The organism is Mesorhizobium sp. WSM4841 (assembly GCF_055811515.1).
Window position 1 is genome coordinate 133,770 of the sequence record NZ_JBVVQC010000001.1, and the last position, 14,132, is coordinate 147,901.

Below are 14,132 nucleotides of genomic sequence, written 5' to 3' on the forward strand. Positions count from 1 at the left end.
CACGTTGTTCGTGGCCTCATGCAATCATATCAGACGGGCACGTTCCAGATTTCTTTCGCATATTGGCGGATCGTGCGATCGGACGAGAACCAGCCGACGCGAGCGACATTGCGGATTGCCTTGGCATACCAATCCGGGCTGTTGCGCCAGACGGCGTCGACATCGCGCTGGGTGGCGGCGTAGGCATCGAAATCCGCGGCGACCATGAACCAGTCGCTCTGATAGAGGCCGTTCATCAGGTCGCGATAGCGTTCCGGATCGTCAGGCGAAAAGACGCCCGACGAAACGGCAGCCACTGCCTGCGCCAGTTCGGGAGAGGCTTCGATCACCGATCGCGGATCGTAGCCGTTGCTGCGCCGCTCGGCGACCTCTTCGGTGGTCAGGCCGAAAATGAAGATGTTGTCGTCGCCGACACATTCCTTGATCTCGACATTGGCGCCGTCGAGCGTACCGATGGTCAGCGCACCGTTCAGCGCGAACTTCATGTTGCCGGTGCCGGAGGCTTCCATGCCGGCAGTCGATATCTGCTCTGAAAGATCGGCGGCCGGCATCATAATCTCGGCCAGGCTGACATTGTAGTTCGGCACGAACACCACTTTGAGCAAGCCGCGAACGGCCGGGTCGCGGTTGATAACCTTGGCGACGTCGTTGGCGAGTTTGATGATCAGCTTGGCGTTGTGATAGCTGGGCGCCGCCTTGCCGCCGAAGAACTTGACGCGAGGCATCCAGTTGCGCTCCGGATGGGAGCGGACCTGGTCGTAGAGGGCGACTGTTTCGAGGATGTTCAGGAGCTGGCGCTTGTATTCGTGGATGCGCTTGATCTGGATGTCGAACAGCGCCGAGGGATCGACCTTGATGCCGAGGCGGTCGGCCACGAGGTTGGCAAGCTTGGCCTTGTTCGCCCGCTTGACTGCCGCGAACCTGTCGCGGAAGGCGGCGTCGTCGGCAAAGGCATCGAGCTCTTTGATCGCGTCTATATCGTCGAGGAAGCGGTCGCCGATCGCCTCGCGGGTGAGCGCGGTGAGACCGGGATTGCACTGGATCAGCCAGCGCCTCGGCGTGATGCCGTTGGTCTTGTTGTTGATGCGGTCGGGGTAGAGCCGGTGGAGCTCGGCAAACACCGTTTCCTTCATCAGCTCGGTGTGAAGGGCAGAGACGCCGTTGATCGAGTGCGAGCCGACAAACGCCAGATTGCCCATGCGCACGCGGCGCTCGCCGTTTTCCTGTATCAGCGAGATTTGACTGATCTGCTCGTCAGAAAACTGGTCGGAGGCGCGCGCCTCCAGCAGCACTTCTGCGTTGATGGCGTAGACGATCTGCATATGGCGCGGCAACAGCCGCTCGAACAGCGGCACCGGCCAGCTTTCGAGCGCCTCTGGAAGCAGCGTATGGTTGGTATAGCCGAAAGTGCGCTTGGTGATGCTCCAGGCCTGGTCGAAATCCATGCCGTGGACATCCATCAACAGGCGCATCAGCTCGGGCACTGCGATGGCCGGATGGGTGTCGTTCAGATGGATCGCCGCCTTGTCGGGCAGCGACTGCAGGTCGCCATACTGGCTGAGATGACGCTGAATGATGTCCTGCAACGATGCGGTGGAAAAGAAATACTCTTGCCTGAGCCGCAGCTCCTGACCGGCCTTGTGGGAATCAGCAGGGTAAAGGACGCGCGACAAGGCATCGGCCTTGTTGCTCTCGGCGAGCGCGCCGATGTGGTCGCCGGCGTTGAACTTGTCGAGCAGGATCGGATCGATCGGCATGCCGGACCAGAGCCGCAGCGTGTTGACGCGGTTGGCCCGCCAGCCAACCACCGGCGTATCGTAGGCAACCGCCAGAACATGTTCGATCGGCTTCCAGACGTGGCGCTCAAGCCTGCCGTCCTTCGAGGTGATCGATTCCACCGAGCCGCCGAAACCGACCTCGAATGAGCGTTCGCGCCGCTCGAACTCCCAGGGGTTGCCGTGATCGAGCCAGGTCTCGGGCAGCTCAACCTGCCAGCCGCCATGGATTTCCTGCCGGAACATGCCATTGGCGTAGCGAATGCCATAGCCATGCGCGGGAATGTCGACGGTTGCCATGCTTTCCATGAAGCAGGCGGCGAGCCGGCCGAGGCCGCCATTGCCAAGCGCTGCATCTGGTTCGAGGGCCGCGATGAGGTCGAGGTCGACGCCGAGAGACCGCAGCGCTTCGCGCATATTGTCCATCAGGCCGAGATTGGAGAAGGCGTCGCGCATCAGGCGGCCGATGAGGAATTCCAGTGACAAGTAATAGACGCGCTTTTCCTGATGGGCGTAGGCCTCTTGCGTTGCCTGCATCCAATGATCGACGATATGGTCGCGCACGACCTTTATCGAGGCGGTGAGCCAGTCGTATTGCGTCGCGACGCTGGTCCCCTTGCCGAGCCTGTATTTGAGGGCCTTCAAGACTTCGTCGGCAAGCGCCTTGGGATCGGAGTTTTCGAGAATGGGAGCTTTGGATGTCATCGCGCGCGTCATGCTGCCTCTCGTGCGGTTGCCATGATCATACCGGCTTTCACCATTCCTCCCAGCCCATGCTAGCGCATATTGTTAAGCGTTCAATCGAGTTAGATTGCCGCGGGGAAGCTTACCCAACGGCAATTAGAAACTCAAAGCGCATCGCGTTTGGGCGGCCTCTGCGACGCGCCTTAAGTTCTTACTTATGTACATGTCGTCATCCCAAAACCACTGCGCACCCTCGGTTCACGCCCGAGGCACGCTTTTGGGCGACATGCATCAGGCCGCCAGTGCCGCCTCCGGCGGAAGCTTCGCCCCGGTCATGAAGGCGACGGCGTCGGACATGGTATATTGCTTGGGATCGATGACACAGAGGCGACGGCCCAGCCGATGGATGTGAATACGGTCGGCCACCTCGAAGACATGCGGCATGTTGTGCGAGATCAGCACGATCGGCAGGCCGCGCTTCTTCACATCGAGGATCAGTTCGAGCACGCGGCGGCTCTCCTTGACGCCTAACGCCGCCGTCGGCTCATCCATGATGACCATCTTCGAGCCGAAGGCGGCAGCGCGCGCCACCGCCACGCCCTGGCGTTGGCCGCCCGAGAGCGTTTCCACGGCCTGGCTGATGTTCTGGATGGTCATCAGGCCAAGTTCGGTGAGCTTGTCGCGGGCGCGCTTTTCCATTGCCGGCCGGTCGAGCATGCGCAGCCAGTCGCCCAGAAAACCCGGTTTGCGGATCTCGCGACCGAGGAACATATTGTCGGCGATCGACAGCGCCGGCGACAGCGCCAGGTTCTGGTAGACGGTCTCGATGCCGGCTTCGCGGGCCTCGATGGGCGACTTGAAGAGCACCTGCTTGCCGTCCAACTCGATGACCCCCTCGTCCGGGACAACCGCGCCCGAGATCGCCTTGATCAGCGTCGACTTGCCTGCACCATTGTCGCCGATCACGGCCAGGATTTCTCCCGGATAGAGATCGAAGTCGCAGCTGTTCAGTGCGGTAACGCGGCCGTAGCGCTTGACGAGGCCGCGCGCGGTGAGGATGGGCTCCTGGGTCATGGTTACACCGAAACCTTTCTGATCCACTGGTCGATCGCCACGGCGCCGATGATCAGCACACCGGTGAGCAGCACTTTCCATTGCGGATCGGCGCCCAGCATGTTGAGGCCCATCGAAACGACGCCGACGATCATCGCGCCGAACAGCGTGCCCAGGATAGAGCCGCGCCCGCCGAAGAGGGAAATGCCGCCGATCACCGTCGCGGTGATCGCCTGCAAATTGTAGTCGGTGACGGCGGCGGATGGCGAGATCGAGCCGTTGCGGCCGATGGAGACCCAGGCAGCGAAAGCGGCGATCAGCCCGGCAAGGGTGTAGACCGAGATCAGCACCTTCTTGGTCTGGATGCCCGACAGCTTGGCCGCCTCCGGATCGTCGCCGACGGCGTAGACATGGCGCCCCCAGGCCGTGTGATTGAGCACGTACCACAGGATCAGCACCAGCACGACCATGGCAATGACGCCGAACGTCAGCACCGCCGTGCCGACCTTGAAGTTCAGGCCGAACAGATGCAGCAGCGGCGCCTGGACGTCGACATCGGCGTCGCGGATCGTCTCATTGGCCGAATAGATGAAGTTGGTGGCCATGACGATGTTCCAGGTGCCGAGCGTGACGATGAAGGGCGGCAGCTTCATGTAGGCGACGAGCAGGCCATTGAGCAGCCCGCAGGCCGAGCCGGCGGCAAGCCCGATCACCACGGCAAGCAAGGTCGGCAGGCCATAGGTGACGGCGCAATTGCCCATGATCACGGCCGAAATCACCATGATCACGCCGATTGACAAGTCGATGCCGGCTGTAAGGATGACCAGCGTCTGTGCGGCGCCTAGAATACCGACGATGGCGATCTGCTGCAGGATCAGCGTCAGCGTGTAGGACGAAAAGAACCGTCCTCCGATCGTGACGCCGAAGACAGCGATCGACAGAACCAGCACGATCAGCGGCACCGCAGCCGGAGTGGAATGCAGGAAATGCTGGATGCGCTTGACGATCGACGTGCCGTGCTCGTCAAAAGCAGCAACGCTTGCGTCGCTGTTCGAGAGAGCTTTCTCGTATTCCTGAACCTGAGCCATGTTTTCTCCCGTGGGGCTTCAGCCACGCGCCGACGCCCGTCCACTGTTTCCGATCTGCCGCCGGAATTGTTCGCGCTTGCGATTACCGCATCGTCCACCCGAAACGGCCGGGGATCAAGCCCGGCCGATCGGTTCTGTTGCCTGTCAGACCGGCATCAGCCCCAGCACTTGGCGAGGCCTTCCTTGGTGTCGATGGACTTCACGCCCTCTGCGGGCTTGTCGGTCACGAGGTTGACGCCCGTGTCGAAGAAATCCTTGCCTTCGGTCGGCTTGGGCTTCGTCCCGTCCTTGGCGAAAGCGGCGATCGCTTCGATGCCGAGTGCCGCCATCTGCAGCGGATATTGCTGTGAGGTCGCACCGATCACGCCCTCGGCGACCGACTTCACGCCGGGGCAGCCGCCGTCAACCGACACGATCAGCACGTTGCCTTCGAGACCCACGGCCTTGAGCGCCTGGTAGGCGCCGACAGCTGCCGGCTCGTTGATGGTGTGGATGACGTTGATGCCGGGGTCCTTCTGGAGAAGGTTCTCCATCGCCTTGCGGCCGCCTTCCTCGTTGCCGTTGGTGACGTCGTGGCCGACGATGCGCGGATCGTCCTCATCGCCGATCTTGTTGGGGTCCTTCACGTCGATGCCGTAGCCCATCATGAAGCCCTGGTCGCGCAGCACGTCGACCGTCGGCTGCGAGGGCGTCAGGTCGAGGAAGCCGATCCTGGCATCCTTCGCCTTGTCGCCGAGCGTCGCGGCGGCCCACGCGCCAATCAGCTTGCCGGCCTCCAGATTGTCGGTCGCGAAGGTCGCATCGGCGGCGTCGAGCGGATCAAGCGGCGTGTCCAGCGCGATCACGAGCAGACCGGCGTCACGTGCCTTCTTCACCGCCGGGACGATGCCCTTGGTGTCCGACGCGGTGATCAGGATGCCCTTGGCGCCGTCGGCGATGCAGCTTTCGATCGCCGCCACTTGGCTCTCGCTGTCGCCGTCGATCTTGCCGGCGTAGGCTTTGAGCTCGACGCCGAGTTCTTTGGCCTTGGCGGACGCGCCTTCCTTCATCTTGACGAAGAACGGGTTGGTGTCGGTCTTGGTGATCAGGCAAGCTCCGACATCGGCGGCGGACGCAGCCGAGGTGAACGCCATCAGGCCCAGTCCGGCCGCGGCAAACACGGTGGATTTTAATAGTGTTGTTTTGGTCACGATTTCCTCCCAGTGGAACCATTTCGGATGCCGGCCACCCGGCGTCCGCATAAGCATCCAGACGACTTTTCCCAGCGTGGACGCCTGCCCCAACAGAATACCAGACCGAGGCTCCTGTCAATAATTAAATCACTCTTATTTATTATTGACAGCGCTGCATCGTTCACTCATTCTGGCTCAAAAGGATTGAGGGGAAAAGACGAGAGGAACAGGGGTGGAGACCGGCATTACAAGGCACGGTTCGCCCGAGGCAGCCGAGAGCCGCATTCACCGCGGCACCAACCAGAGCGGCATGCGGGATCACAATGAGCGGCTGGTACTGTCGCTGGTGCGTCAGCACGGCAGCCTGGCCAAGTCCGACATTGCGCGCATGACCGGGCTTTCGGCCCAAACGGTTTCGGTCATCATGCGTGAGCTCGAGCAGGACAACCTCCTTGTCCGCCAGGCGCCGCTGCGCGGCAAGATCGGCCAGCCTTCCATTCCGATGGCGCTCAATCCCGATGGCGCCTTTTTCATCGGCCTGAAGATCGGCCGTCGCAGCGCCGAACTCGTGCTGATCGACTTTCTCGGCAATGTGCGCTCGATGCTGCAGCATTCCTACCGCTATCCGGCACCGCGCGAGACGGTCGAATTCGTCACCTCCGGCATGAAGACAATGCGCGGCGAACTCACCCCGGCTCAGGACAAGCGCATTGCCGGACTTGGCATCGCCATGCCGTTCGAATTGTGGAACTGGGCCGATACGGCAGGTGCGCCGCGCGACGTCATGGACGAATGGCGCAACCGCGACATCCGCGCCGACATCCAGGCGCAGTGCGAATTCCCGGTCTACCTGCAGAATGACGCCACCTCGGCTTGCGGCGCCGAGCTGGTGTTCGGCAAGGCGGGTGCGGCGCGCGACTTCGTCTATTTCTATATCGGCGCCTTCGCCGGCGGCGGCATCGTGCTGAACGGTCACCTTTTCGGCGGACCGACCGGCAATGCCGGCGCGCTGGGTTCGATGCCGGTGCCCGGACCGGACGGCAAGCCGACCCAATTGATCGACGTGGCGTCGATCGCCATGCTGGAAAAGGCGCTCAACGCGCGCGGCGTCGAAGCCTCACATCTGTGGACGTCACCGGAGGATTGGGGCGAGATCGGCGTCGAGCTCGACGACTGGATCGCCTGCGCCTCGCAGGCGCTCGCCTATGCTATCGTGGCGGCGTCCTCGGTTATCGATTTCGAGGCAGCGGTGATCGACGGATGGATGCCGAAGGCTGTGCGGCGCCGGCTCGTCGATGCCGTTATCGAAGCCATCGGCAAGATCGACGGTGAAGGCCTGAAGCTTCCGGACGTTCGCGAGGGGACTGTCGGCATTCATGCACGTGCCCTGGGCGGGGCCAGCCTGCCGCTTTCCGAGCGCTTCCTCATCGGCTCGACCACGATTTCCAGGAGTGCCTGAATGCTGATCGGAATCCCGGCCCTGCTCGGCCCGGAGCTGCTGGCGATGCTGCGTGCCATGGGCCATGGCGACGAGATCGCCCTTGTTGACGGAAACTACCCGGCGAAGGAACAGGCACACCGGCTCATCCGCGCCGACGGTCATCATCTTGTTCCGATGCTCGACGCTGTTCTCAGCCTATTGCCTGTCGATGACGCAGTACCGGAGGCGCTGTTTCGCGCCTCGGTCAAAGGCGATCCCATGCTTGCCGATCCCGTTCATCACGAAATGGAGGCGATCTGCGCCACGCGTGCTCCGGGCCGCAAGGTGGTTGCGCTTGCCGGCGCCGACTTCTATTTACGGGTTAGATCCGCGCACGCGATCGTCGCGACAAGCGAGCCGCGGCTTTACGCCAACATCATCATCCGCAAGGGTGTGATCTATCCGCCGGAGAACAGGAAATCATGATCCTCTGTTGCGGCGAAGCCCTGATCGACATGCTGCCACGCACCACGACGGAGGGCGAGCCGGCCTTTGCCCCCTATGTCGGCGGCGCGGTCTTCAACACGGCAATAGCGCTTGGCCGGCTGGGAGCACCCGCCGGTTTCTTTTCTGGCCTGTCGACGGATCTGTTCGGCAGCCAGTTCGAGGACGCGCTGAGGGCAAGCCAGGTCAGTTCCACCTATGCGCACACGTCGCCCCGGCCGACCACGCTCGCCTTCGTGCGGCTGGACAACGGCCAGGCGACCTACACGTTCTACGATGAAAACACAGCCGGACGCATGCTGACCATCGACGATCTGCCGGAACTCGGCAGCGAGATCGAAGCCATGCTGTTCGGCGCCATCAGCCTGATCTCGGAGCCGGCCGGATCAGCCTACGAGGAATTCATGCGGCGCGAGCACAGCCACCGCGTCATGATGCTCGACCCCAACATTCGGCCGAATTTCATACCGGACAAGGCCAAGCATCTCAGGCGCATCCGCTCGATGATGGCGATGGCCGATGTCGTGAAGCTGTCGGATGAGGACCTGAACTGGTTCGGCGAAGGCGGCTCGCATGAGGACGTCGTCCGCAACTGGCTGGATCGCGGCCCGACGCTGATCGTCGTTACCCATGGCAGCGAAGGCGCCGTCGGCTATACGAGGGATCACAAGGTCACCGTCGTGCCGGACAAGGTCGAGGTGGTCGATACGGTCGGCGCCGGCGACACCTTCAACGCCGGCATCCTGGCCTCGCTGCACGAGCAAGGCCTGCTGTCGAAGGAGGCGATCGCCAATCTGCCGGATGACGCCATCCACAAGGCGCTGGCGCTTGGCGCCAAGGCTGCGGCGGTGACCGTGTCGCGGGCCGGCGCCAATCCGCCCTGGCGGCATGAAATCGCCTGATTGGACGGCGATGCGCTGAAGACGTGCTGGACATCGATCACTTTATGTTTCGCCCAGCCGAGCGCGTGCGACACAAGGGCCGTATCGTGCGCAACAAAGCCCCGGATTTCCGGCGTCCGACGGGGACCTGTCGGAATCAGGGGTAACAGGCTGCGACATTTGAGCAATTCGCGGTTTCGTTCGTGCAGCTTTCTCGGCTGGCGCAACTCTGCTACCAGCGGCCATTCTCTAGCTAATACCGTTTTGAGGCCGACATGCAGTTCATCGATCTTGGCGCGCAGCGCGAACGAATCCGCGACAGGCTGAAAGCAGCCATCGACCGCGTCGTCGACGAGGGACGTTACATTCTCGGCCCCCAGGTTGCCGAATTCGAAAACAAGCTCGCCGCCTATATCGGCACCAAGCATGTCGTAGCCTGCGCCAACGGCACCGACGCACTGCTGCTACCGCTGTTTGCGGCCGGCATCGGTCCAGGTGACGCGGTGTTCGTGCCGAGCTTCACCTTCGCCGCCACGGCGGAAGTGGTGGCGCTGGCCAAGGCCGAGCCGGTTTTCGTCGATGTCGATCCGCAGACCTACAACATCGACATCGCCAGTCTCGAAGCCGCCATCGCCATGATCAAGGCGGAAGGCCGGCTGAAGCCAAGGGCGATCATTCCCGTCGACCTGTTCGGGCTCGCCGCCGATTACGAGGCGATCATGGCCATCGCCAACCGCGAAGGGCTGATGGTGATCGAAGATGCCGCGCAGGCGATCGGCGGCTCGATCGACGGCAAGATGTTAGGTTCGTTCGGCGCGGTCGGCTCGACCAGCTTCTACCCGGCAAAACCGCTCGGCTGCTATGGCGACGGCGGCGCGATGTTCACCAATGACGATGCGCTGGCCGAACAGCTCCGCTCGTTCGCCTTCCACGGCAAGGGCGAAACCCAATATGACAATGTCCGCGTCGGCATCAATTCGCGGCTCGATACGCTGCAGGCGGCGATCCTGATCGAGAAGCTGGCCATTCTCGAAGACGAGATGGTTGCCCGGCAAGCGGTCGCCAATCGGTATGCCGAAGGCCTCGGCGACATCGTCAACGCGGCGCGCAACCCGGAAGGCAGCCGTTCGGCCTGGGCGCAATATGCCATCGAGACGCCGAAGCGCGACGGGCTGAAGGCACATCTCGGCGAAAAAGGCATCCCGTCGGTGATCTATTACGTGAAGCCGCTGCACAGCCAGATCGCCTACCGCGACTATCCGCGCACGCCGACAGGCCTGGCCGTTTCGGAGGGGCTGCCGAAGCGTATCCTATGCCTGCCCATGCACCCCTATCTGAGCGAGGCCGACCAGGACCGGATCATCGAGACGATCCGCAACCATATCGGCTCGAATTCGGCGCAAATCGCCGCGGCGTAAGCGCGTAATCTCCCCCCTTGAGGGGGAGATGTCGCCGAAGGCGACAGAGGGGGTCGCCTCAGCAGGTGCGACGCATATGGAAACGAAAGAGGGAGGTCGGCGCTTCACGCGTGGCGACCCCTCTGGCCTGCCCTCTTTGCCAAAACTTGGCATCTCCCTCTCAAGGGGAGAGATTACTGGCCCGCAGGCCTGCCGCTTGCAATAAAATGCGGATTGGCGAAGTCCACGTCATCGCTCTGGTTGCGCTTGCCGTAGGCGAGCGGCTGACCATCGAGCGTGCGCGTTATGCCGCCTGCCGCGCGCAGCACCGCGTCACCCGCCGCGGTGTCCCATTCCATGGTGCGGCCGAAGCGCGGATAGACGTCGGCCTCGGCGCCGGCGACAAGACAGAATTTCAGCGACGAGCCGACCGAGACGATTTCGGCAGCGCCCACCGTGCGGATATAGGCTTCGGTCTCCGGCGTATTGTGGGACCGGCTGGCGACGATGGTCAGTGGCGCCACACCCGCCCTCACCGAAATCGGCCGCCGGCCGATGATCTGGTAGTCGCTATTGATATCGATTGCTTCCGCCCTGCCCGGCCGGCCGGAAAAGAAGCGTCCGGTGCATGGCGCGAAGACGACACCGATCTCCGGCACGCCGTGGCGAACGAGCGCGATGTTGACGGTGAAGTCGGTCCTGCGATTGACGAATTCCTTGGTGCCGTCGAGCGGATCCACCAGGAAGAAGGCGTCGTCGAGATCGGGCGGCACGATGCCGGCCGATGCCTCTTCCTCAGCCACGCAAGGGATATCGGGGAACGCCGCGCGCAGTCCGTCGAGAATGATCTTTTCGCTCTGGCGATCGGCTTCGGTCACCGGCGAGGCGTCTGATTTCTGGTCGACCGCGCAGCCGGCATCGAAGACGCGCATCACCTCTCGCCCCGCCGCCAAGGCAAGGCGCTCGAACACGCCGAGCATCGCTTCGTCGTCAGATGCCGCCGCCGCTATCATATTGGTTTTCGGCAATGTCGCGCTCGTTCAGCCAGAGTTCCAGGGCCTCTACCATCTCCTCGGCAGACTTGCCGAGTGTCTTGAGATGGATTTCGGGGTTTTCCGGGGCTTCATACGGTGAATCGACGCCGGTGAAATTTTTGATTTCGCCATTCAACGCCCGCGCATAGAGGCCCTTCGGATCGCGTCTGGCGCATTCTTCAAAGGGTGTGTCGACAAACACCTCGACGAACTCACCATTGGTCATCAATTCCCTGGCCATGCGCCGCTCGGCGCTGAAGGGCGAAATGAAGGAAACAATGACGATCAGCCCGGCATCGGCCATCAGGCGCGCCACTTCCGCAACGCGACGAATGTTTTCGACACGGTCGGCGTCGGTGAAGCCAAGATCGCGGTTGAGGCCATGGCGGACATTATCGCCATCCAGGATGTAGGTATGACGGCCGGTGGCGAATAGCTTCTTCTCGAAGAGGTTGGCGATGGTCGACTTGCCCGAGCCCGAGAGACCCGTGAACCAGAACACGGCAGGCCGCTGGTTCTTCAGATCGGCGCGGCCGTGCTTGCCGACATCGAGCGATTGCCAGTGGATGTTTTCGGCACGCCGCAGCGAATGCAGGATCATGCCGGCGCCGACCGTGGCGTTGGTGATGCGGTCGATCAGGATGAAGGCGCCCGTCGTGCGGTTCTCGGCGAACGTATCGAAGGCGATCGGCGCCCGCGTCGAGATGTTGCAAATGCCGACCTCGTTCATTTCGAGCGACTTGGCCGCCTCATGAGCGAAGTCGTTGACGTTGACGCGGTATTTCAGGTCGGTGACGGTTGCGCTGGTCTGGTCGGTCTCGGTCCGCAGGATGTAGGACCGGCCCGGCAGCAGCGCGTGCTCGTCGAACCAGACGATGTTGGCGGCGAACTGGTCGGCGACCTGCGGCCGCGCCGCCGGCGACACCAGCATATTGCCGCGCGAGACCTCGACCTCGTCGTCGAGAACAAGAGTGATGGCCTGGCCGGCGACCGCTTGGCTCAGGTCGCCGCCATGCGAGACGATGCGCCTGACATGAGAAGACTTGCCGGATTTGGCGACAACGACCTCGTCGCCTGGTGAGACGGAGCCGGACGCGATCGTGCCGGCAAAACCGCGAAAATCGAGATTTGGGCGGTTCACATACTGCACCGGAAAGCGGAACGGCAGTTCGACAACGGCTTCATCGACCGACACGGCTTCCAGATGTTCGATCAGCGTCGGCCCGGAATACCATTCCGTGTTGTCCGAGCGTCTGGTGACGTTGTCGCCGTAACGGGCAGACATCGGGATGGGCACGATCGTCTGGAAACCGAGCTTGTGCGAGAACTGCCTGAAATCCTCGATGATGCGTTCGAACACGGCGTTGTCGAAGCCGACGAGATCGATCTTGTTGACGGCCAGGACGATGTGCCGGATGCCCAGCAGCGAGGCGATGATCGAATGGCGCCTGGTCTGGCGCAGCACGCCCTGCCGGGCATCGATCAGAACGATGGCCAGATCGGCGGTCGATGCGCCCGTCGCCATGTTGCGCGTGTACTGTTCGTGGCCGGGCGTGTCGGCAACGATGAATTTGCGTTTCGGCGTGGCGAAAAAGCGATAGGCGACATCGATGGTGATGCCCTGCTCGCGCTCGGCCTCGAGGCCATCGACCAGCAGCGCGAAATCAACGTCGTCGCCCGTCGTCCCGTGCTTGCGCGAATCACGCTCGAGCGCGGCAAGCTGGTCCTCGAAAATCTGCTTGGTATCCGAAAGCAGGCGCCCGATCAGCGTCGACTTGCCGTCGTCCACCGAACCGCAGGTCAGGAAGCGCAGCAGCGACTTTTGTTCCTGCACCGCCAGATAGTCACGAATGCCATCGGTGGGCGCGAGGCTCTCGGCCGTGATGTGGCGCATGCTCAAAAATACCCCTCGCGCTTCTTCTTTTCCATCGAGCCGGCTTCATCACGGTCGATCAGGCGGCCCTGCCGTTCGGAGGTGCGCGCCGTCAGCATTTCGCCGACAATGGCCTCCAGCGTATCGGCGCCGGATTCGATCGCGCCGGTCAGCGGATAGCAGCCGAGCGTGCGGAACCGCACCAGCCGGTTCTCCACCCTCTCGCCGGGACGCAGCTCCATACGGTCGTCATCCTTCAGAATGAGCATGCCGTCGCGTTCGACGACCGGTCGCTCCTTGGCGAAATAGAGCGGCACGATCGGGATGTCTTCCTGGAGAATGTACTGCCAGATATCGAGTTCGGTCCAGTTCGATAACGGAAACACCCGGATCGATTCACCGGTCGCGATGCGGGTGTTGAATATCTTCCACATCTCCGGCCGCTGGTTCTTCGGATCCCAGACGTGCTGGGAGTTGCGGAAGGAGAATATCCGCTCCTTGGCGCGCGATTTCTCCTCGTCGCGCCGCGCCCCGCCGAAGGCTGCATCGAAGCCGTATTTGTCGAGCGCCTGCCGCAGCGCCACGGTCTTCATCACATGCGTATGGGTGTTCGAGCCATGGTCGAAGGGATTGATGTTGTCGCGCACACCATCCTCGTTGACATGGACCAGGAGATCGAAGCCTAGCTTTTGCGCCATCTGATCGCGAAAGGCGATCATCTCGCGGAATTTCCAGGTCGTGTCGACGTGGAGAAAGGGAAAGGGCGGCTTGGCCGGATAAAACGCCTTCATCGCAAGATGCATCAGCACGGAGGAATCCTTGCCGACCGAATAGAGCATAACCGGCTTGGCGAAGGCCGCCGCTACCTCGCGAAAGACATGGATGGATTCAGCCTCAAGCCGCTGAAGGTGCGTAAGCGCGATATTCATGGACTGTAAGCGTTCTCTCGTGCCAATCCAGAGCCTGCATCGATGCATCAGGCGCAATTTTCAGCGGCCCGGTTCAAGCTTCACTTCTGGACAATGTGTCTTCGTGCGGGCCTTCTAGCAGATCGCCATCGTTTATAACAATGCAAGACAGGCCTGCCCTGGAGTGGTTCGCGAATGAATTTTCCACGCGGGGACCAGAACCCGGAAATTCCTGCTCAACGGGCTGATGGGCTTGGCGGCCCAAGAAAAATATTCTTGAAGGGCCGAGATCAGCCTGTGCGGGCCGGGACAATCGCAATCCTCTTCTGGACGCAGTCCTGAT

General features: G+C 62.1%; 11 protein-coding genes. 4 read left to right on the plus strand and 7 right to left on the minus strand.

All coding sequences use genetic code 11. From position 1 onward, the window contains the following. Positions 1-29: 29 nt before the first annotated feature. The 4 genes from AC0L14_RS00650 to AC0L14_RS00665 all read right to left on the minus strand — a co-directional run bounded on the left by AC0L14_RS00650 (position 30) and on the right by AC0L14_RS00665 (position 5,733). The gene (locus tag AC0L14_RS00650; RefSeq protein WP_473484683.1) at positions 30-2,492 is read right to left on the minus strand and encodes a glycogen/starch/alpha-glucan phosphorylase; all 2,463 of its coding nucleotides are present in this window, start codon (positions 2,490-2,492) and stop codon (positions 30-32) included. 258 nt (positions 2,493-2,750) lie between these two features. After that, positions 2,751-3,533, minus strand: coding sequence for an ATP-binding cassette domain-containing protein (locus AC0L14_RS00655; RefSeq protein WP_292187661.1), 783 nt, complete (start codon positions 3,531-3,533; stop codon positions 2,751-2,753). Positions 3,534-3,535: 2 nt separating this feature from the next. Next, a complete protein-coding gene (locus AC0L14_RS00660) occupies positions 3,536-4,600 on the minus strand; it encodes an ABC transporter permease (RefSeq protein ID WP_473484679.1) in 1,065 nt (354 codons plus the stop codon). Positions 4,601-4,755: 155 nt separating this feature from the next. Continuing rightward, entirely contained in the window at positions 4,756-5,733 is a 978-nt protein-coding gene (locus tag AC0L14_RS00665) for a substrate-binding domain-containing protein (protein WP_473485129.1), read from the minus strand. A 271-nt stretch (positions 5,734-6,004) separates the two neighbouring features. Between AC0L14_RS00665 and AC0L14_RS00670 the strand changes: the two genes are divergently transcribed. From AC0L14_RS00670 to AC0L14_RS00685, 4 genes are all read left to right on the plus strand, one after another. Then, complete coding sequence (locus AC0L14_RS00670; RefSeq protein ID WP_473748358.1) at positions 6,005-7,231, plus strand: ROK family transcriptional regulator; 1,227 nt, start codon at positions 6,005-6,007, stop codon at positions 7,229-7,231. Continuing rightward, a complete protein-coding gene (locus tag AC0L14_RS00675; protein ID WP_473484673.1) occupies positions 7,232-7,678 on the plus strand; it encodes an RbsD/FucU family protein in 447 nt (148 codons plus the stop codon). Beyond that, positions 7,675-8,598, plus strand: coding sequence for a carbohydrate kinase family protein (locus AC0L14_RS00680; protein ID WP_473748359.1), 924 nt, complete (start codon positions 7,675-7,677; stop codon positions 8,596-8,598). The genes AC0L14_RS00675 and AC0L14_RS00680 overlap by 4 nt, the downstream gene beginning before the upstream one ends. A 254-nt stretch (positions 8,599-8,852) precedes the next feature. Next, the gene (locus AC0L14_RS00685) at positions 8,853-9,995 is read left to right on the plus strand and encodes a DegT/DnrJ/EryC1/StrS family aminotransferase (RefSeq protein WP_473748360.1); all 1,143 of its coding nucleotides are present in this window, start codon (positions 8,853-8,855) and stop codon (positions 9,993-9,995) included. Positions 9,996-10,168: 173 nt separating this feature from the next. Here AC0L14_RS00685 and cysQ read toward each other — a convergent pair whose 3' ends face one another. Genes cysQ through cysD form a run of 3 tightly spaced genes read right to left on the minus strand, consistent with a single transcriptional unit; the run spans position 10,169 to position 13,810 of the window. After that, a complete protein-coding gene (gene cysQ / locus AC0L14_RS00690; RefSeq protein ID WP_473748514.1) occupies positions 10,169-10,954 on the minus strand; it encodes a 3'(2'),5'-bisphosphate nucleotidase CysQ in 786 nt (261 codons plus the stop codon). A gap of 10 nt (positions 10,955-10,964) precedes the next feature. Then, positions 10,965-12,902, minus strand: a complete 1,938-nt coding sequence (gene cysN / locus AC0L14_RS00695) for a sulfate adenylyltransferase subunit CysN (protein ID WP_473748361.1) — start codon at positions 12,900-12,902, stop codon at positions 10,965-10,967. A 2-nt stretch (positions 12,903-12,904) separates the two neighbouring features. Further along, a complete protein-coding gene (gene cysD, locus AC0L14_RS00700) occupies positions 12,905-13,810 on the minus strand; it encodes a sulfate adenylyltransferase subunit CysD (RefSeq protein WP_473748363.1) in 906 nt (301 codons plus the stop codon). Between the last annotated feature and the right edge of the window lie 322 nt (positions 13,811-14,132).